Source organism: Microlunatus phosphovorus NM-1, assembly GCF_000270245.1.
GTDB classification, from domain to species: domain Bacteria; phylum Actinomycetota; class Actinomycetes; order Propionibacteriales; family Propionibacteriaceae; genus Microlunatus; species Microlunatus phosphovorus.
In genome coordinates, this window is the sequence record NC_015635.1 from 4,234,996 (window position 1) to 4,253,806 (window position 18,811).

Genomic DNA, 18,811 nt, shown 5'->3' on the forward strand with positions numbered 1-18,811 from the left:
CACGAGCGAATCCCGTCCGCGCGACGGACATCACATCGAGCACTCGCTGACTTCTCCGCCAGACCTTACGATCGCGCTCATGCAGTTGATCTCTCGGCGGTTGCGTCAGCGTACGTCGGCGGCGGGTGCGGACCCCCTGATCACCTACTACGACCTCGGCTCCGGCGAGCGCACCGAGCTGTCGGCAGTCACGGTGTCGAACTGGGTCGAGAAGACCTGCTATCTGCTGACGGATGAGTACGGTCTCGATCTCGGCGACATCGTGCTGCTCGACGTCGCGCGCACCCATCCGGGGCACTGGGTGACCGCCTGTCTGGAACTTGCCTGCTGGCGGATCGGTGCCACCGTTGCCGTCGATGGTGGTCACGATGCCGATGGTGGTGCCGACGCGCGTCTGGTGGTGGCGGGGCCCGACTATGGGGCCGTAGTAGCGCGGGCGGCGGAGCTGGGCGCGGACGTACTCGCGTGCAGTCTCCATCCGCTGGGGCTGCCGTTCACCGAGCGCCTGCCGGCGGGCGTCACCGACTACTCCCTCGATGTCCGCGCGCAACCCGATCAGTATGCGGCCATGCCGGTGCCGACCGATGCGCCGGCCTGGCGGTCGGCAGAGGTGGCGTTGACCCAGGCCGAGCTCGACAACGTGGCCGGCTCGGCGGATCGGCGGCTGATCCGACCGACAACCCCCTGGCCGACCGTACGCGACGGCATTCTGGCCGCCCTGATCGGCGGTGGCTCGGTGGTGGTCGTGGTGGGTGAGGACGACGCCGCGCTGGCGCGGATCCGAACCACCGAAAACGTCCAAGCGGAGGTTTGAAAGGTGCGTGGATGTCGTTTCCCGGCGCTGAAACGACATCTGCGCACCTTTCAATCTGATCTTTTCCAAGCTGTCTGATAGACAGCAGGAATGGTCCCTGGTCAGCAGATCCTCGTCGAGATGGCCAAGTGGGGCGATCGACCGCACTGGACATATCGCGGCATCTATCTCGGCACCGATGAGCACGGTGACTGGCTCGGCTGCCCGGTCGGAACCCACTATCGCCGGCCCGAAGCAGAGTTCACCGCCGACTTCGCCGGCGTGGTGCTGGTGCCCGCCGGCGGAGTGGCCTATCTGCCGGCGTTCAACGACGAGCGGGCACAGGCCCGACACGGCGATCCTGGTTCGCCGGCGGAGGTCTATGTCGACATCGCCACACCGGCCGTCTGGGATGGCGCGATTCTGCGCTCGATCGATCTCGACCTGGACGTGATCCGACGCCGGGACGGCACCGTCTATCTCGACGACAAGGACGAGTTCGCCGCACACCAGGTCGCCTACGGCTACCCGATCGAGGTGATCGAGTTGGCCGAACAGGCGGCAGCGGAAGTGCTCACTGCCGTACGCCGGCGCGACGCGCCATTCGACGGCACCTCCGACCACTGGCTGGCCGAGCTCAACCGAGTCGATCCCAACAAGCTGCGTGATGGTCTCTGATGTCGGAGATGATCACGCAGCTAGTGTGCGACAGCTCGGGATTAACCTGGCGGCATGCCCCTTTCCGGAGAATATGAGCCGAGCCCGCAGCAATGGGTCCGGGACCAGGTCGAGACCTATGAGCGCACCGGTGGTCGCGAGGCGAACACCCTGCGCGATACCGGGATGCCGGTCGTCATCTACACCACCCGCGGCGCCAAGTCGGGCAAGCTGCGCAAGACCCCGTTGATGCGGGTCGAACACGACGGCAAGTACGCAATGGTGGCCTCCCAGGGCGGCGCACCGACTCACCCGCAGTGGTACTGGAATCTCAAGGCCGACCCGACCGCCCTGACGGTCCAGGACGGCCCGGAGCCCTTCGACGCCGTAGCCCGCGAGCTGACCGGAGCCGAGCGGGACGAGTGGTGGGCCCGTGCCGTCGCCACCTTCCCGCCCTACGCGGGCTATCAGGAGCGCGTCGATCGAGTGATCCCGGTGCTGCTGGCCGAACGAGCCTGATCAGAGTCAACGGGCCCGCGAGCGAGCCCTGAGCGCGAGCGGCCGGAGCCGCGGGTTCCCGCCCTCCGGCCGACTTTGGTCAGATAACGGACTCGAGCGGGGCGTCGCCGTCCGGGTCCAACACGAGGTTCCCGTCCTCCGGCCGACTGTTGGTCAGACAACCCCATCAGGTCGAGATACCTGACCAAAAGTCACCCGATCGGGGTTCCGGTCAGGTTCCCCACTGTGATCGGGTCTTCTGACCAGAAGTTGCCCCACCCCGGACGGAGACGGCTCCAGCGGCTGCAGTGGGTTCAGGGCGAGCTCAGGTGTTCTGCGGAAAGCCCAGGTTCAGGCCACCATGGCTCGGGTCGAGCCAACGGGAGGTGATCACCTTGCCGCGGGTGAAGAAATGCACACCCTCCACACCATGGGCGTGGGTGTCACCGAACAGTGACGCCTTCCAGCCACCGAAGGAGTAGTAGGCCATCGGCACCGGGACCGGCACATTGATCCCGACCATGCCGACCGAGACCTCGTTCTGGAACCGCCGCGCCGCGCCGCCGTCGTTGGTGAAGATCGCCACCCCGTTGCCGTACCGGTTCGAGTTGATCAGCTCCACGCCCTCGTCATAGGAGTCGACCCGCACCACCGACAGCACCGGACCGAAGATCTCATCGGTATAGATGCTCATCTCGGTGCTGACATGGTCGAACAGGGTCGGGCCGACGAAGAACCCCTCGCCGTCCGCGTCCGGCTCCACGGTCCGCCCGTCCACCACCAGCGTGGCGCCGGCCGCCTCGCCGGCATCGATGTAGCCCGACACCCGGTCCCGCGCCGCCGCGGTCACCAACGGGCCCATGTCACAACCTCGGGTCCCGTCGCCGGTGCGCAGACCGACCGTGCGCTCCTTGATCTTGGTCACCAGCTCGTCACCGATGCCGCCGACCGCGACCACCGCCGAGATCGCCATGCACCGCTCCCCCGCCGACCCATACCCGGCGTTCACCGCCTGGTCCGCCGCCAGATCGAGGTCGGCATCGGGCAGCACCAGCATGTGGTTCTTCGCCCCACCCAACGCCTGGACCCGCTTCCCATGCCGGGTGCCGGTCTCGTAGACGTACTGAGCGATCGGCGTCGACCCGACGAAGCTGATCGAGGCAACATCCGGATGCGCCAGCAGCCCGTCAACGGCCACCTTGTCCCCGTTCAAGACGTTGAACACGCCATCCGGCAGACCGGCTTCCTGCCACAGCTCCGCGATCCACAACACCGAGGTCGGATCCTTCTCCGACGGCTTGACCACCACCGTGTTCCCCGCCGCGATCGCGATCGGGAAGAACCACATCGGCACCATCGCCGGGAAGTTGAACGGCGAGATGATCCCGGCCACCCCCAACGGCTGCCGGATCGAATGCACATCCACCTTGGTGGAGGCGTTCTCGGTGAAGGCGCCCTTGATCAGGTGCGGCATCCCGCACGCGAACTCCACCACCTCCTGGCCGCGCGACACCTCACCGTAGGCGTCCGACAACACCTTGCCGTGCTCGGCGGTGATGATCGCGGCAAGTTCTTCCTTGCGTGCGTTCAGCAGTTCCCGGAACGCGAACAACACCTGGGTACGCTTCGCCAGCGACGTGTCCCGCCACGCCGGGAACGCGGCTGCGGCAGCAGCCACCACGGCATCGACATCGGCCTCGTTGGCCAACGCCAGCTGCGCCGTCACCTCACCCGTCGCCGGGTTCGTCACATCCGAGAACCGACCCGACGTGCCCTCGTAGACCGCGCCGTTCTTCCAGTGCTGCAGGGTTGTTGCCATCGTGATCTTCCTCTGGGTGAATGAATGTCTGGGGTGAGTGAGTGGGGTCGGACGGAAACTACTGCAGGGTGCCCATGTCGATGGACACGGGGCTGCAGGAGGAGAGATAGCGCTTGGTCCGCTTCGCGATCGGCAGCGGCACATCCGGCGCACAGGGGTAAAGGTCGTGCTCGATGATGCCTTTGATCTCCCGGTCGAGGCCGGCGAGCGCCTCCAGCACCGGCGGCATCTCCGGCAGGCCGAGTGGCGGCTCGATCATCGCGCCCCGGCGTACGGCCTCGGGGAAGGACAGATCCTTCTCCAACACCTCGCTGACCACCGTGGGATCGACCTGCTTCAGGTGGACGTAGCCGATCCGCTCCGGGTACTTCGTGATCAGGCCGACGCAGTCGCCGCCGTAGTAGGCCACGTGCCCGGTGTCCAGGCAGAGGTTCACGTACTCCGGGTTGGTCGACTCCAGGAACCGCTCGATCTCGGCCTGGTAGCCGACGTGGGTGTCGGCATGGGAGTGGAACTGCACGTGCAGGCCATACTCCTCGAGGATCCGCCGACCCAGCTCGTCGTGACCGGAGGTGAGCAGTTGCCACTGATCATCGGTCAGCGTCGAGCTCTCCTTGGGCTCACCGGTCTTGTGGTCCCGCCACGGCTCCGGAATCACGACGATGTGCTCGCCGCCGACCGCCTTGGTCAAGGCCGCGACGTCGGTGACCTGCTTCCAGGTGTAGTCCCACGCACCCGGCTGGTGGAGATGCGAGAACACGGTCCCCGCCAGCACGCTCAACCCATGCTCGGCCAGCACCTCCTGCAGTTCAGCGGGGTCGCTGGGCAGATACCCGTACGGGCCCAGCTCGATGGCCTCGTAGCCGGCCTCGGCGACCTCGGCAAGGAACTGGCTGGCCGACACCTGCTCTGGGTCGCTGGGGAACCAGACACCCCAGGAGTCCGGGGCGGTGCCGATGGTGAGGGTGGACGTCACGGTTGCTTCTCTTCCTTGCTGCCTTGGTCAGTGGAGGGTTGGTCGGTGCTGTGTTGCTCGGCGTGATCAGGCCGTCGGAGTGAGGTAGGGCCGCTGTTCGGCCTTCTTCCCTCGGTAGAACTCGCTGGCCTGCTGGGTCGAGGTCAGCGTGGAGGTCTCGCTGACCGGCACGTCCCACCAAGACTGCGAGGACGGCGCGTCGATCAGCGGATCGGTCTCGACATAGATCACGATCGGGTGCTCGGCCGCCTTGGCAGTCTTGATCGCCTCGGCGAACTCGGCCTTGGTGGTCGCCTTGAGCACTTCGAGCCCGAAACTGGCGGCGTTGGCGGCCAGGTCGATCGGCAGCTTCGCACCGTCGAGCCGACCGGTCTCGGCATCGCGCCGCCGGTAGGCGGTGCCGAAGCGCTGGGAGCCCAGCGACTCCGACAGCGAGCCGATCGAGGCGAACCCGTGGTTCTGCACCAGCACGGTGATGATCTTGATGCCTTCCTGCACGGCGGTCGCCAACTCCGTGGCCATCATCAGGTATGAGCCGTCACCGACCATCACGAACACATCTCGGTCGGGGCACGCCATCCGAACGCCGAGGCCGCCGGCGACCTCATAGCCCATGCAGGAATAGCCGTACTCGACGTGATAGCCCTTGGGGTCCCTGGTCCGCCAGAGCTTGTGCAGGTCACCGGGCATCGAACCGGCCGCACACACCACGACATCGCGCGGATCGGACAGCTCGTTGACCAGCCCGATCACCGAGTTCTGAGTGAGCAGGCCCGGTGCCGGCTCCTCCTGGGCGTAGGCGTCCGTGACGGTCGCATCCCACTCGGCATCCAGCTCGGTGTAGCGGGCTCGGTAAGAGTCGTCGACCGCATAACCGTCGAGCAGACCGGTCAGGGCACCGAGAGCCTCGCGGGCATCGGCTTGGACGGCGAGACCGGCGTGCTTGACGGCATCGATCGGGGCGACATTGACGTTGACGAACTTCACGTCCGGATTGGCGAACGCGGTCCGGCTGGCCGTGGTGAAGTCCTCGTAGCGGGTGCCGATGCCGATCACCACGTCGGCCTCGTGCGCGATCGCGTTGGAGGCGGTGGTGCCGGTCGAGCCGATGGCGCCCAGGCATTGCGGATGGTCGTACGCCAGCGTGCCCTTGCCGGCCTGCGTCTGGCCGACCGGGATGCCGGTCGCCTCCACGAAGCTGGCCAGGGCCTCGGTCGCGCCGGAGTAGTGCACCCCGCCACCGGCCACGACCAGCGGCTTGCCGGCGCCGCGGATGATCTCGGCGGCCCGGCCGATGATCGCGGACTCGGGCAGCGGCCGGGAGACGTGCCAAACCCGCTTGGCGAACAGCTCGACCGGCCAGTCGTACGCCTGCGCCTGGACGTCCTGCGGGAAGCAGACGGTGACCGCGCCGGTCTCGACCGGATCGGTCAGCACCCGCATCGCCGACAGCAGCGCGGCCGGCAGCTGTTCGGGCCGCCAGACCCGGTCGAAGTACTTGCTGACCGGGCGGAACGCGTCGTTGACGGTGACATCGCCGGCGGTCGGCAGCTCCAACTCCTGCAGCAGCGGCGAGGCACTGCGGTCGGCGAAAGTGTCGGCCGGCAGCAGCAGCACCGGCAGCCGGTTGATCGTCGCCAACGCCGCGCCGGTAACCATGTTGGTCGCACCCGGCCCGACGCTGGAGGACACGGCATAGGCCTGCAGCCGGTTCCGCATCCGAGCGAACGCGACGGCGGAGTGCACCATGGCCTGCTCATTGCGGCCCAGCACGTACGGGAGCGTGCCCGGCTCCTCGATCTCGGCCTGCAGCAGCGCCTGGCCGAGCCCTGCCACATTGCCGTGACCGAAGATGCCGAAGCAGCCCTCGAAGAACTTGCGCTCGACACCGTCGGACTCGCTGTATTGCCGGCTGAGGAACTTGATGGTCGCCTGCGCCACCGTCAGGTGAACAGTCTCGGCCATGGTCAGGAGTCCTTTCGAGTCAGTCGGGGGTCCACCGCCTGGTCGACCCAGGTGCCCCGCACCCAGGTCTGATCGGGATGGTCGGAGATCTTCCAGGCCCGGTCGCCGCCATCAGGGTTGGGCGGACCGGCCATCACGTTCAGGTAGTACATGTCGTAGCCCGGCGCCGCGACGCAGGGACCGTGCCAGCCGTACGGCACCAGCACCGTGTCGCGGTCATGGACCTCTTCGCAGATGTCGATCTCGTGACCCGGCGAAGACGAGGTCCGCATGAAACCCAAACCGGGTTCGCCATTCGGACCGGCCGCGATCTCGAAGTAGTAGATCTCCTCCAGCTCCGACTCGGTCTCGGTCGCCTCGTCGTGCTTGTGCGCCGGATAGGACGACCAGTTGCCGCCCGGGGTGATCACCTCGCAGGCGATGATCGCGCCGGCCTCGAGGGCGCCGGGGGTGCCGAAGTTGCGGACCTGTCGGCTCGACTGGCCCGCGCCACGCAGCTCGACCGGGATCTCGGCCGCCGGCGAGTAGTGAGCAGGCAGCTCGGCGGTGGACACCGCACCGCACAGCGCGTACCGGCCACCATCGGCCGAGGTGAGCGTGGCACCCGAGCCGGCCGGCAGGTAGACGATGTCGGTCGGCCCGGCGAACACGTGCGGTCGACCGATGAGGATGAAGCTCTGCTCACCGGTGCTGACGGTCGCGCTGCCCGCCAGGGGCACCACGATGATCTCCTCGCCATCACAGGTGAAGTCGTGGCTGGCACCAGCGGCGAGCGTGATCGTGCGCAGGCTCGAGTAGCCCCAGCCGGCCGAGGTCGGCGTGACCTCGAGGTCATACGGTCCACTGGCGCCCGCGCCAGCAGGGAGGAACAACTCACTCATCGATTGGGGACCTTTCAGCGCACCAGGGATACGGCGGTGTCGACCGCCTTCGCTACGTCGTCGTCGGCCGGGTAGAGCATGGTGCGGCCGACCACCAGACCGCGCACCGAGGGCAGCGCCAGCGCGGCCTGCCACGACGCGTACGTCTCGTCGGGATCGTTGTCCGGATCGCCGCCCAGCAGCAGGGTCGGCAAGGTGGTGGCGGCCATCACCCGCTCCATCTCATGGACCACCGGCAGTTTCATCCAGGTGTAGGCGCTGGAAGCCCCCAGGCCCTGGGCGATCGCGATCGACCTGATCACCGCGTCGGGGCTGAGGTCGTTGACGACCCGGCCGTTGACCCGCTTGGACAGGAACGGCTCGACCATGGCGATCAGGCGAGCCCGGTTGAGTTCGGTGATCACCTTGCCCTGGGCCTCCAGGGTGGCCACGGTGGCGGGATCGTCCAGATCGATCCGGGTGAGCATCTTGGCCCCGTCGAAGCCGGCCTCGATGGTGCCCCGGACGTCGTAGCCGGTGTTGCGATCGTCGATCTCGAAGGCTGAGCCCTGGATCCCACCTCGGTTGATCGAGGAGAAGACCAGCTTGTCCTCCAACGCGCCGAGCAGCAGCAGATCCTCGGCGATGTCGGCCGTGGCCAACAGTCCATCGACTCCAGGTCGCGCCAGCGCGGTGACGAGCCGCTCCAGCAGCTCGGTCCGGTTGGCCATGGCCATCCGGTTGCCGGTCGCCCCGAGCGCGCCTCGGGCCGGGTGATCGCAGGCCACGATCATCAGCCGGCCGTCGCTGCCGGCGATGGTACGTCGGCGCCGGGTGGCCAGCAGCTCACCGATCCGCTCCGGCTCGGCAAACCGGACGTCGCTGATCTCGGCGATCGAGGAGACGAACCGCTGAGGCGCAGGGGTCTCTGTCGAGGATGCCGATCGAGAGGTCGTGAGGGGCGCCTCGGTCACGCTCATGAGGTCGCCCCCACCGTCTCGAAGTGCACGGCGAGCTGATCGGCGATCCGCTCGTTGGGATCGCCGCCGGCCAGCAGCAGGTCGATCTCCTCGCTGGTCGGCATGGCAGTCGAGCACTCCAGGCGCGAGGCGACGATGGCTCCCGCCGCGTTCGCCCGCGCCAGCACCTTCTCCAGCGGCCAGCCGGCGAGCAGCCCATGACACAGCGAGCCGCCGAAGGAGTCGCCGGCACCCAGGCCGTTCAGCGGCTTGATCATGATCGGTGGCGAGACCACCCGCTCCGTACGGGTCTTGGCCAGCACACCCTTCGAACCCTGCTTGACGATGGCCAGCTCGACGCCGGCATCCAGCAGCGCATCGGCCGCCCGCTCTGGATCGGTCTCCCCGACCGCGACCTCGCACTCCTCACGGTTGCCGACGGCCACCGTCACGTACGGCAGCGCCTTGCGTACCTGCTCGCCGGCGTGAGCAGGGGATTCCCAGAACATCGGTCGGTAGTCCAGATCGAGGGCGGTGATCGGCTTGCGGTTGCGCGCCTCGAGGACGGCGAAGTGCGCCGAGCGGCTCGGCTCCTGGCTGAATCCGCTGACCGACAGCCACATCAGTTGGGTTGCCCGGACCGCGTCGAAGTCGATGTCGTCGACCCTGACCTGCATGTCGGGCGACGTCGGCTTGCGATAGAACCAGAGCGGAAAGTCGTCCGGCGGGAAGATCTCACAGAAGGTGACCGGCGTGGGGTACTCGTTGTTGGTCACCACCTGGGAGTCGTCGACCCCGAGCTCGGTGAGGGCGCGGCGCACGAAGCGTCCGAACGGGTCGTTGCCGACCCCGGTGATGATCCCCGACCGTCGCCCCAGTCGTGCGGCGGCGACCGCCACATTGGCGGTGGTGCCGCCGAGGTATTTGCCGAAGGAGCTGACATCCTCCAAGCCCACCCCGATCTGGTGCGGGTAGATGTCTACGCCACTGCGGCCGAACGTCAACACCTCCAGCGGTGTCGAAGCTACGTCCGGACTGTGCTGAGGTGCGCTGCTCATCACTCTCCTTCGATTCTGTCCGACGGTAGTGCCGGTCCGGCCGGCAGTCAAGATTTGTACGGACAAATTATCGAAGTGATGAACTCCGTTGTGGAGTCAGAGCAGAATGTCGATCAGGTGGATGGCTGGGCCATTCCCTCCACCAACGACACCGCCCGATCGCCATCAGCCAGCACCACGACGGCCACCCGCTTGGCATCAAGCTCCAAGACGACTCCCGCCGAGCCCACCTGCCAGGCAAAGCTCCCTGTGGTGAGCGAGGCAAACTGCGCCTGCTGCCCGCCGAAACGTGCCCTCAGACCATCCTTCAGCTGACGCGCGTACGCCGTGGCGCCGGACAGGTCATCGATCTCACCACCGGTGGGCACCAACTCGACGGCGACGTCGTAACCGGTACCAGACCGCTGGCACTGAACGAACCCGAGCCGCAGCACCCCATGCCACCGCTCGTCGAGGACCGTTCCCCACGCCGCGAGCACAGCCGGCACATCGTGGTTGTTCAGGGCCAGCTGACCAGCCAGTTCGACGGCATGCTCCGGCGGCATCGTCGCGACGAACGCTGCCGGCGATGGCTTGGCACGCCTGCGCCACCACGGCTTACGTGCCGGCGCCTCCGGTGCAGCAGGCACTTCTATGACCAAGGGCGGTGCTGGGGGCTCGACCGGTGCGACCGGCTCGACCGGTGCGACCGGCTCGGCAGGCGCCGGATCGGCGACCGCAGCGAGAGTGGTCGACTCGGGCTCAGGCGCAGGGGCGAGGAGGGCGCGCGCTTGATCGACAGTCTGGAGGTGCTTGGGCTTGCCTGGGTCGGGAAAGTCGTCCGGATCGAACATCGGATCGCCCGGCTCCATCCCGGTGGGAAAGACGTCCATCACCGTCTGGTTCTCGAAGAACTGGAGCTCGCGGTAGTTGCCGTTGGCGGTCAGCGACGCCAGGATCGCGGGCACGCTCACCTGCTTGGGTCCGAGACGGTCGGCAGGGATCTGCAGCAGCAAGGGCTCGTCGCCATAGCACTCCATCGTGATCCCGGTGTCCGAGACGGCGATGCTGGCACTTCCGTACGTCGGCCCGTCAATGTTCCACATCGAGGTGACGATCTCGCCCGCCGGCCGCCACGCAGGCGGAATCAGCTGGAGGTCACTCGGCAGACGATCCAGGCACTTCTCGAAGCAGGTGAAGAACGCCCGCCAGCTCGTCGCCACCGGCGCACCTGGACCCCACTCGAGCCCGCCCGCGATCGGCAGCCGCCACAGATACGGCAGATCGGGGACCTCACCCCACTTGAAGTCGCGATACTTCTCGTCGTCGTGCTCAGCCCAGTCGAACGTGTCGTGTGACAGCGAAAGCCGGTCGCGGAACCGGTAGACCGAAACGGTCTGCCCACGGTCACCGAGTCGCCAGATGAACTCTGGTCCGGGTCCGGTCACCGCCTGCGGTTTGCCTCCGCTGATCTCGGCGACGCGCAGCAACAGGTCGTGTATCTGACCCACGCCGAGCTCATCGCCCGCTCCATCGATGAGGTCCTGGACCTGCTGCTCGATGCTCATTGTCCGGAACTTACCGGACGACCAGCTCAGCGCCGTCCGACCAAGAAGCCGGCACCCCAGGACAGGTGGGTGGCGGCCAGCACCGCGGGCAGCCATCGCCGGGCTTCGGGCGTCAAGGTCCGGGGCGCGGTCGCGGTCACGTACCCCACGAAGGCCCCGTAGCCCAGCGGCGCCAACACGCCCAACTGAAGCAGCCGCGAGCCGATCACCGTGCCCACGAAGGCGCCGACCAACCCGACAGCGATCGCCAGCACGGCGCCTGGCGGGGCCAGATAGCGCACGCTGGCAGTCTTGGGATAGCGCCGGACGACTTCCCGACGCCACTTGCCGGTGTCGTACATCTGCTTCACGAGCGCCCGCAACGACGACCGCGGTCGATAGGTCACCCGCAGCTCCGGCGAGAACCAGACCACGCGCCCCGACTGCCGGAGTCGGTAGTTGAGTTCCCAGTCCTGTGCCCGGTGCATGGTCTCGTCGAAGCCGCCCACCGCCTTCAGCTCGCGCTTGTCGAACACCCCGAGGAAGACCGTCTCCGCCGGGCCGGCGGGCACATCGCCCTGGTGGAACGCCGCACCCCCCAAACCCCATCGGCTGGTGTAGACGAAGGCGACGGCTTCCTCGAACGGTGTCTGCCCTTGCGCTTCCATCACGCCGCCGACGTTGGCCGCGCCGGTCTCCTCGAGCAGCTCGACGGCCCGCTCGATATAGCGCTCTCCCAGCTCACCGTGCCCGTCGACCCTGACCAGGATGTCGTGCCGAGCCGCTTCGATAGCCAGGTTCAGCGCATGTGGCGTACGGCCGGCGGGGTTGTCGACGATCCTGAGCCGAGGATCGTCGGCCACCAACTCCTCGGCTATCTCATGGGTGCGGTCGCGGCACGGCCCGATCGCCATGATCAGCTCGAGGTCGCCTGGATAGTGCTGATCCAGCACCCCCGCCACGGCGGCGCGCAGATGCCGCTCCTCGTTCAGGATCGGCATCACGACACTCACTCCGGGCCAGGTGCGCACCGGCTCATTCTGCCGATCGTTCACCGCTGACGGCGTCTCAACTCGCGGAGCAGGTCAACTCGCCGGCAGATCAACTCGCGGAGCAGACCGACGCCAGGTCCTCGGTCTGCTGACCCGCCTTCAACGTCGCCGTCTTCTTCTTGGGCTTCTTGCTGGCCGACGGGCTCGGCGACGAGGATGACGAGGATGACGAGGACGGCGCGTCGGTCGGCTGTTCCGCCGGAGTGGGAGCGGCGGTCGGATTGTCCTTGGCCTCGGCCTTGGCGATCTTCTTCGCCACCATCGAGTGCATCTTGGCGATGTCCGGGCTGCCCGGATAGATCGCCGGCGGCACGAAGGAGACGCTGGCGATCGGCTTCGTCTTGGCTTGGAGGGCGAGGGTGACCATGGTGTCGACCTTGCTCGGCGGGATGTCGGTTTCCACGACCTGTTTGCCGGCCGCGGCGATCTGGTTGAAGTTCGTCAGCACGGTCACCGGATCCAGCTGCTTCAGCATGGCGGTCATCACGCACTTCTGCCGCGCCATCCGGTCATAGTCGGAGGAGTCGGATCGAGACCGGGCGAACCACAAGGCCGAGCGGCCGTTCAGCAACTGGTTCTTGCCCTTCTTCACATACCCGTACAGCTTGGCCTCGCCGCCACCGATCGGGATGTCTCGGTTGACGTCGATCCGGACCCCGCCAACGGCATCGATCAGTGCCTCGAAGCCCTTCAGGTCGACCATCGCGTAGTAGTTGATCTTGAGCCCGGTCGCACCCTCGACCGCTTCCTTGGTCGCCTGGACACCCGGGTCCTTGACACTCTTGGGGTAGAGACCCGGGTGCGTCGAGGCATAGGTGTAGACGGCGTTCAGCATGCAGCTGTGGTCCTCACAACCGAAGCCCTTCGGGAACTTCTTGTGCATCGGCGAGCTCTCCGGGAAGGGCACGTCCTCCATGTTGCGCGGCAGGCCGATCAGCACCGTACGACCGGTCTCCGCATCCACACTCGCGACCGTGAGGCTGTCGGGGCGAAGGCCCGTCCGGCCCTTCCCCGCATCGCCACCGAGCAGCAGGATGTTGTAGCGCCCAGCCTGGGCCTTCGTCTCACCGCCGCCCGCGAACACGGTCGACATCAGGCTGCGCTGGCTCGCCACGATCGACGCCGACGAGACCAGCCCGCCGACCACGACGAACACCAGCACCCCGGCCAATGCGGCGAAGCCGAGCCGATGCCGACGAGCCAGCTCCGGCGGACGCGCGAGTCGCCAGGCGTCGACGAACAGCAGGCCCCAGCCGATGCCGAGGAGCACCAGCAACACCTGAAGGAGGAGCAGGACGGTCGAGTTGGTGAACAGGCCGATCACTGCGGAACGCCAGACCAGGGCGCCGATCCCCAAGAGCAGCAGCACTGCCCACAACCCCACCCAGATCCGCAGCGCCACCCGGCCGAGCGTTCTGTTGCCGGCCGCGAGCTGTGCCGAACCCGGGGCGATCAGCGTCATGCCGAGAAAGCCGAGGGCGCGACGCAGCTTCACCCGCTCGCTGCGCTGCTGCGAGGTGCGCAGCGACGGAGGCGGCAGGTGCGAGTCGCGAGGTGCCTGTGGCTGCTGCGTCTCGTCCTCTCCGGTGTCCGACACGTGGAACCTTTCGTCATCTCGGCCAGTCAGCTCAATGAAGAACCTCGGCCAGTATTGTCGCCAGACCAAGGCCCTTCCGGCGCGCCACGCCGGGGCAACCTGGAACTGCTACAGGTACGCTCGCTGCCATGGCATCCGGCCGCGACGACGACCTCGACTGGCTGTACGGGCGCGACAACCCTCGTGCCAGTGAGCCAGAACCGACTCGCATGCTGCCTCCGGTGCCCCCGCAGGCCGGTCAGGCCCGGCCGTCGCCACCGCCGCAGCAATTTCCTCCACCGCCGGTCGTGCGCCCGCAGCCGGCGCCGCCTCCCCAGCCTGCCCCGTACGGATCGGGAGGCACCGGCGGACCCGGAGGGCCGGCCGGGCCAGGCGGCCCTCCCGGACCGGGCGGGCCCGGTGGTCGACCGAAGAGTCCCAAGAAGAAGCACCCCGTACGCCGGTTCTTCACCTGGGTCGCGATCATCCTGGCGGCCTTGCTGGTCTGGCTGATCGCCGTCCCGGTCTACGCCTGGATTCGGATCGATCGCGTGGATGCGGCACCGAGCGGCGACCGACCGGCCAACCAGCCCGGCACCACCTTCCTGCTGGTCGGGTCCGACTCCCGAGAGGGGCTGTCCAAGGCTGAGCAGAAGAAGCTCGGTACGGGCAGCACAGAGGGCCTGCGCACCGACACGATCATGATCTTGTCCATTCCGCCCGGCGGGAAGCCGGCGCTGATCTCGGTGCCCCGCGACTCCTACGTTCCGATCCCCGGTCACGGCACCAACAAGATCAACGCCGCGTACGCCCTCGGCGGGCCGGAGTTGCTGGTGCAGACGGTCGAGCAGAACACCGGGCTGCGGATCGACGCCTACACCGAGATCGGCTTCGGCGGCTTCGTGAACGTGATCGACGCTCTCGGCGGGATTGAGATGTGCCTGCCGAAGGCGATCAAGGACAAGGACTCGCACCTCGATCTGCCCAAAGGCTGCCAGAACCTGGACGGCAAGAACGCCCTGGGCTATGTCCGGATGCGCAAGGCTGACCCGCTCGGCGATCTGGGCCGGGTGAAGCGGCAACGAGAGATGCTGGCCGCCATCGCCAAGGACGCCGCCTCGCCGGTGACGGTGATCAATCCGGTGCGCTATTTCAGGCTGATGACGTCCGGCTTCGACGCGATCACCATCGGAGAGGACACCTCGTTCCTCGAGGTGGTCAAGATGGGCAACGCGATGCGCAAGGTCTCCTCCGGGCAGGGCCTGACCCTGACCGTCCCGGTGTCGAACCCTGGGGCGTACACGCCGGTCGGATCCGCGGTGATCTGGGACGAGCAGGAGGCGAAGTCGATGTTCGAGGACATCGCCCGCGGGGACACCTCGAATCTGAAGAAGTACGCCCAGTAGTTTCGTGCGGCGGGAGTTTCGTGCGGCGAGAGTTTCGTGCGGCGGGAGTTTCGCGCGGTCGGCGATCGACTCACGGGTTCGGGATGCCCGATTGATCCGTCTTCGCGGGCGGCGTGGCAGGGTCACGGGCGATGATGGTGGTCGCCCAGCGCTCGTTGAAGCCCGCCAGGAAACCGACCGCGGCCCAGAAGAACCAACTGCCCACGATCACGGCCGGAGTGTCGTTGGTCGGATCGGCGTCCAACAGTGCCCCGCTCGGGTCGTGGAACAGGTCCGCCGCGATCCCGCTCTTGACCAGGGCGAGCAGCGCAAGGGCGAAGAACCAGCCGAGCAGGATCCGCACCATCGCGGTGCTGGCTCGGACGGTCTCGACCTTCAGGTCCGGCACCCGGTTGAGCCGCAGCAACACGCTGACCGCCGCGCCCGCAGCGCCACCACCGATCGCCACCAGCGTGTCGCGTAGGGCGAGCCAGTTGTACGAGCCGACCACGATGGTGTCGGCTCCTTCATGGGTCAGCTGCAGCCAGGATCGGATGACCACCGGAGCCAGATAGCCGACCAAAGCGAGCACCAGCACGCTGAACGCGACCCCCAAGCCGAGCCCGGTTGCGTACTTCCGACGAGCGATCTCACCCTCCCGCCGGGAGACGAAGCGGCAGACGAAGGTAACCCGGTTCTTCAGGGCGGTCTCGGCCTTCACCCGTACGGCCTTGTCGGTCGTGGCCATTGCGGGGGTCAGGGTGCGTACGCCTTCGTTGACCAGCTCGGCCAAGTGGACCCGATCATCGCCGTCGAGCGCTCGCTGCCCCCGGATGAGCGCCTCGCCCAGTCGCTCCGCGTCGACGGGATGGGTCTCCGCCAACTGCTCGAGCACATCCCGCTTGACCGTCCCGGCGACCGGCATGATCGTCGGCAACGGCGCCCGCCGGATCCGGCGCGGATGCTCGGGCTCGAGTTCGTCAGGCTTGCCGCCGGCAACTGCCGGTGGACTCGTGGCATGACTCCGGTCAGCGATGGTCGCGGTCACGATCTGCCTCCCCCGCGGGTGTGCACCTCAAGGACACTCGCGGGGGCGCGTTTGATACCTCGGGAGCTACGGCAGGCCAACGAGTTCGGCGTCGATGCCCATCGCACGATAGGTGGCCATCGCACGGGCATCTCGGCTCACCAATAACAACGCGTGTTCGCCTGCCGCCGCGGCCACCAGAGCGTCGTACACGGCTCCGCCAGCCACCCCTCGGCGACCGACTTCGGTCAGCAACAGTTCTGCGGCGGTGCGCGAAAGGTGCCGAGTCTCGGGGAACCCAATCTGGATCAGCCTGATCGCCGCCTCCGGCGCGACCCGCTTCGCACCCGGAAGCCTGGTGAGGACTGAGAAGGTCTCGAACTCGGCATGACCCGCGAGTCCGAGTCGATGGCCCCGGACCCGATCACGAACCGCGTCATGAGCCACATGGTCCGGATCGACCAGAGCAACCGCCGCGCTGGTGTCGAGGAGCAGCAGTTCAGCGCTGGTCGGCAAGCCGCATCTCCCGTACGTCGTTGTCAGTCGTCGGGACCCCGGTTCTGGGGAGGGTCGGGATGCCATCCACCAATTCGAGGTCGTCGAACTCCACGGCACCACTCGGTCTGATCCGCAACGCGTTGCCATCCACCACGATCTCGACCGGCCCCGGCACGAGACCGATCTCCAGCCGCAGGGCTTTGGGGATCACAAGCCTCCCGGCCCGATCGATGGTTGTCTTCATGCCATTACTCTACCATTGGAATGGTAGGTCGTATGGTTTCGATCGGGTGTGCGTCAGGACTGTGGTAGGCAACCCGACCGCCTCAAGTCCGGGCAGCGGGCTCGACTGCCCTGCGCGAAGCAACCAGTAGTCGCCACTCGATGACGGGGTGACCGTACGCCGCAATCCACGACTCACACCCGTTTCGATCTGGCAACGGCTGCCAGACAGACTCTCGGCATGGATCACGGCAGGACGTGGCGAAGGTAGCGCCGTGGTGCATCCAGGAAGCGGCGATAGTGGTCGACCACCGCCAGGTCCTCCCAGGCCGTCGGATGCAGACCGGTTTCGTCGAGCTGCAGAACGGTCGCACCCGGCACCGCGGCCAGCACCGGCGAGTGGGTGGCCATCAGGACTTGGGCGCGCGGATCTCCGGCCAACTCGGCCAACAGGCCGACCAGGGCGAGTTGACCGGTGAAGGAGAGCCCCGACTCCGGCTCATCGAGGACGAAGAAGCCGGCGTCGAGGAATCGCCGGGTGCCAACCATGCGCAGGAACGACTCGCCATGGCTCAGCTCGTGGAATCGCGGATCATCCCGCCCCGGGTTGTCCTCCAGGTAGGAGAACAGCCCGTGCATGGTCTCGGCCCGTAGGAAGTAGCCCCACTTCGTGGCGCCGGCGCCCCGAGTCAGCTGCAGATAGTCACTCAAAGATGACTCGCTCGGACGGGTGGAATGTCGCGCGCCGGTCGAGCCGCCCTCCGGCGACAGTCCGTACGCGATCGCCACCGCCTCGACGATCGTCGACTTCCCGGTGCCGTTCTCCCCTACCAGGATGGTCAGCCCGCCGAGGTCGAGACCATCGTCCAGCAACTGCCGGACCGGCGCGAGCGTGGCCGGCCACCGGTCCCGCGCGAGCCGGCGATTGTCGCGCTCCGAGATTCTCCGAACTGGATGCTGGTCAATCAGCCATCGGTCGACGCCCACGAACCCCATACTGGACCCCGGCCCACTCGCAGGACTCAAGGAGCGCAGGTATGTCAGGCAGCGTCCGCCAGTTCGAAGTCATCGGAGCACCGTTCGACGGCGCCTCGACGCTCGGCTACCCCGGGTCCCGCTATGCCCCGGATCGCATCCGCCACCAACTCAAGTGGATCACCCAGCGGGTCGAATCCGGCGAGGTCTTCTCGCTCGAGACCGGCGAGTTGCACGCGGCCCCGCAACTCGTCGACGGCGGGAACGCCGATGTCGTGGCGCACGATCTGATGACCACGCTGGAGCGTACGAGTGCGCGAGTGTCGGACAGCATTCGCGCCGGGAACGTGCCGATCCTGCTCGGCGGTGACGACTGCTTTCTCTATGCCGGTTCGAAAGGACTGCACGACGCCACCGACGGCACCCTGGCGATCATCCACTTCGACGCGCACCTGGACGTGATGGATCGCAACCGGCAGCAAGGCACCCACAGTCAGTCGAGCGGCATGCGTCGATCACTCGAGCTCGACCGGGCGAGCACCGAGCACAGCATCCAGGTGGGCCTGCGCCACTTCAACTTCCCCTCCTCACGGGCCTACCTGGAGGATTCCGGACTGGCCCGGATCACCGCAGCCGCCTTCGACGACATCGGCACCAGTGCGGCAGTGGATCGCATCCTGGCGCGGATCTCCGGCGCCGATCACGTGCATTGCAGCTTCGACATCGACGCGATCGATCCCGCCCACGCACCCGGGGCCGGCGCACTCGAACCGGGCGGCCTCACCTCGCGCCAGGCGATCGACACGATCATCGCGCTCGCACCGCACTGCGACTCGTTCGCGGTGACCGAAGTCAACCCGATGACCGACCACCAAGACATGACCGCGACGCTCGCCGCCTATCTCTGCTACTACTTCGCCGTCTTCGGCCAGCAGCGCGTCAGCGACTGACCGCGGAGGAAGTGA

General features: G+C 67.2%; 18 protein-coding genes. 5 read left to right on the forward strand and 13 right to left on the reverse strand.

All coding sequences use genetic code 11. The features are described from left to right. Positions 1–79: 79 nt before the first annotated feature. From MLP_RS19020 to MLP_RS19030, 3 genes are all read left to right on the forward strand, one after another. Entirely contained in the window at positions 80–814 is a 735-nt protein-coding gene (locus tag MLP_RS19020) for a TIGR03089 family protein (protein WP_013864789.1), read from the forward strand. Positions 815–904: 90 nt separating this feature from the next. Further along, positions 905–1,471 (forward strand): DUF402 domain-containing protein, encoded by a 567-nt coding sequence (locus MLP_RS19025; protein ID WP_013864790.1) that lies wholly within the window; start codon positions 905–907, stop codon positions 1,469–1,471. A gap of 54 nt (positions 1,472–1,525) precedes the next feature. Next, a complete protein-coding gene (locus MLP_RS19030; RefSeq protein ID WP_013864791.1) occupies positions 1,526–1,969 on the forward strand; it encodes a nitroreductase family deazaflavin-dependent oxidoreductase in 444 nt (147 codons plus the stop codon). Between the two features lie 304 nt (positions 1,970–2,273). On the opposite strand, the gene MLP_RS19035 is transcribed toward MLP_RS19030, so the two are convergent. The 9 genes from MLP_RS19035 to MLP_RS19075 form a co-directional block, all read right to left on the reverse strand. Next, positions 2,274–3,767, reverse strand: a complete 1,494-nt coding sequence (locus MLP_RS19035) for a CoA-acylating methylmalonate-semialdehyde dehydrogenase (RefSeq protein ID WP_013864792.1) — start codon at positions 3,765–3,767, stop codon at positions 2,274–2,276. A gap of 58 nt (positions 3,768–3,825) precedes the next feature. Continuing rightward, positions 3,826–4,743 (reverse strand): TIM barrel protein, encoded by a 918-nt coding sequence (locus tag MLP_RS19040; protein WP_013864793.1) that lies wholly within the window; start codon positions 4,741–4,743, stop codon positions 3,826–3,828. 66 nt (positions 4,744–4,809) lie between these two features. Then, the gene (gene iolD, locus MLP_RS19045) at positions 4,810–6,708 is read right to left on the reverse strand and encodes a 3D-(3,5/4)-trihydroxycyclohexane-1,2-dione acylhydrolase (decyclizing) (RefSeq protein WP_013864794.1); all 1,899 of its coding nucleotides are present in this window, start codon (positions 6,706–6,708) and stop codon (positions 4,810–4,812) included. A gap of 2 nt (positions 6,709–6,710) precedes the next feature. Further along, positions 6,711–7,589: a 5-deoxy-glucuronate isomerase gene (iolB, locus tag MLP_RS19050; RefSeq protein ID WP_013864795.1), complete on the reverse strand. Its 879-nt coding sequence runs from the start codon at positions 7,587–7,589 to the stop codon at positions 6,711–6,713. A 14-nt stretch (positions 7,590–7,603) separates the two neighbouring features. Next, the gene (locus MLP_RS19055) at positions 7,604–8,548 is read right to left on the reverse strand and encodes a class I fructose-bisphosphate aldolase (RefSeq protein WP_013864796.1); all 945 of its coding nucleotides are present in this window, start codon (positions 8,546–8,548) and stop codon (positions 7,604–7,606) included. Continuing rightward, the gene (gene iolC, locus MLP_RS19060; protein WP_013864797.1) at positions 8,545–9,585 is read right to left on the reverse strand and encodes a 5-dehydro-2-deoxygluconokinase; all 1,041 of its coding nucleotides are present in this window, start codon (positions 9,583–9,585) and stop codon (positions 8,545–8,547) included. The genes MLP_RS19055 and iolC overlap by 4 nt, the downstream gene beginning before the upstream one ends. A gap of 113 nt (positions 9,586–9,698) precedes the next feature. Beyond that, on the reverse strand, positions 9,699–11,132 hold the full coding sequence (locus MLP_RS19065; RefSeq protein ID WP_013864798.1) for a hypothetical protein: 1,434 nt from the start codon (positions 11,130–11,132) through the stop codon (positions 9,699–9,701). 26 nt (positions 11,133–11,158) lie between these two features. Then, on the reverse strand, positions 11,159–12,142 hold the full coding sequence (locus tag MLP_RS19070; protein ID WP_041793000.1) for a glycosyltransferase family 2 protein: 984 nt from the start codon (positions 12,140–12,142) through the stop codon (positions 11,159–11,161). 70 nt (positions 12,143–12,212) lie between these two features. Then, positions 12,213–13,760 carry an LCP family protein gene (locus MLP_RS19075; RefSeq protein WP_013864800.1) on the reverse strand — a complete coding sequence of 516 codons (1,548 nt, stop codon included), beginning with the start codon at positions 13,758–13,760 and terminating at the stop codon, positions 12,213–12,215. 128 nt (positions 13,761–13,888) lie between these two features. On the opposite strand from MLP_RS19075, the gene MLP_RS19080 reads away from it, so the two are divergent. Further along, on the forward strand, positions 13,889–15,145 hold the full coding sequence (locus MLP_RS19080; protein ID WP_013864802.1) for an LCP family protein: 1,257 nt from the start codon (positions 13,889–13,891) through the stop codon (positions 15,143–15,145). 70 nt (positions 15,146–15,215) lie between these two features. Here MLP_RS19080 and MLP_RS19085 read toward each other — a convergent pair whose 3' ends face one another. From MLP_RS19085 to MLP_RS19100, 4 genes are all read right to left on the reverse strand, one after another. Continuing rightward, positions 15,216–16,172, reverse strand: coding sequence for a hypothetical protein (locus MLP_RS19085; protein WP_013864803.1), 957 nt, complete (start codon positions 16,170–16,172; stop codon positions 15,216–15,218). Positions 16,173–16,238: 66 nt separating this feature from the next. Further along, positions 16,239–16,667 carry a type II toxin-antitoxin system VapC family toxin gene (locus MLP_RS19090; protein WP_013864804.1) on the reverse strand — a complete coding sequence of 143 codons (429 nt, stop codon included), beginning with the start codon at positions 16,665–16,667 and terminating at the stop codon, positions 16,239–16,241. Then, positions 16,651–16,893, reverse strand: coding sequence for an AbrB/MazE/SpoVT family DNA-binding domain-containing protein (locus MLP_RS19095; RefSeq protein ID WP_013864805.1), 243 nt, complete (start codon positions 16,891–16,893; stop codon positions 16,651–16,653). Before MLP_RS19095 ends, MLP_RS19090 begins: the two co-directional genes overlap by 17 nt. A gap of 224 nt (positions 16,894–17,117) precedes the next feature. Further along, positions 17,118–17,867: an AAA family ATPase gene (locus MLP_RS19100; protein WP_013864806.1), complete on the reverse strand. Its 750-nt coding sequence runs from the start codon at positions 17,865–17,867 to the stop codon at positions 17,118–17,120. 41 nt (positions 17,868–17,908) lie between these two features. Here MLP_RS19100 and MLP_RS19105 point away from each other — a divergent pair, with 41 nt between their 5' ends. Next, positions 17,909–18,796, forward strand: coding sequence for an arginase family protein (locus MLP_RS19105; protein WP_013864807.1), 888 nt, complete (start codon positions 17,909–17,911; stop codon positions 18,794–18,796). Positions 18,797–18,811: the final 15 nt, after the last annotated feature.

Bases quoted from the DNA above. Each gene is read 5' to 3' on its own strand.
- MLP_RS19020 (WP_013864789.1), top strand. From the start codon at position 80: ATGCAGTTGATCTCTCGGCGGTTGCGTCAGCGTACGTCGGCGGCGGGT.
- MLP_RS19025 (WP_013864790.1), top strand. From the start codon at position 905: ATGGTCCCTGGTCAGCAGATCCTCGTCGAGATGGCCAAGTGGGGCGAT.
- MLP_RS19030 (WP_013864791.1), top strand. From the start codon at position 1,526: ATGCCCCTTTCCGGAGAATATGAGCCGAGCCCGCAGCAATGGGTCCGG.
- MLP_RS19035 (WP_013864792.1), bottom strand. From the start codon at position 3,767: ATGGCAACAACCCTGCAGCACTGGAAGAACGGCGCGGTCTACGAGGGC.
- iolD (WP_013864794.1), bottom strand. From the start codon at position 6,708: ATGGCCGAGACTGTTCACCTGACGGTGGCGCAGGCGACCATCAAGTTC.
- iolB (WP_013864795.1), bottom strand. From the start codon at position 7,589: ATGAGTGAGTTGTTCCTCCCTGCTGGCGCGGGCGCCAGTGGACCGTAT.
- MLP_RS19055 (WP_013864796.1), bottom strand. From the start codon at position 8,548: ATGAGCGTGACCGAGGCGCCCCTCACGACCTCTCGATCGGCATCCTCG.
- iolC (WP_013864797.1), bottom strand. From the start codon at position 9,585: ATGAGCAGCGCACCTCAGCACAGTCCGGACGTAGCTTCGACACCGCTG.
- MLP_RS19065 (WP_013864798.1), bottom strand. From the start codon at position 11,132: ATGAGCATCGAGCAGCAGGTCCAGGACCTCATCGATGGAGCGGGCGAT.
- MLP_RS19080 (WP_013864802.1), top strand. From the start codon at position 13,889: ATGGCATCCGGCCGCGACGACGACCTCGACTGGCTGTACGGGCGCGAC.
- MLP_RS19095 (WP_013864805.1), bottom strand. From the start codon at position 16,893: ATGAAGACAACCATCGATCGGGCCGGGAGGCTTGTGATCCCCAAAGCC.
- MLP_RS19100 (WP_013864806.1), bottom strand. From the start codon at position 17,867: ATGGGGTTCGTGGGCGTCGACCGATGGCTGATTGACCAGCATCCAGTT.
- MLP_RS19105 (WP_013864807.1), top strand. From the start codon at position 17,909: ATGTCAGGCAGCGTCCGCCAGTTCGAAGTCATCGGAGCACCGTTCGAC.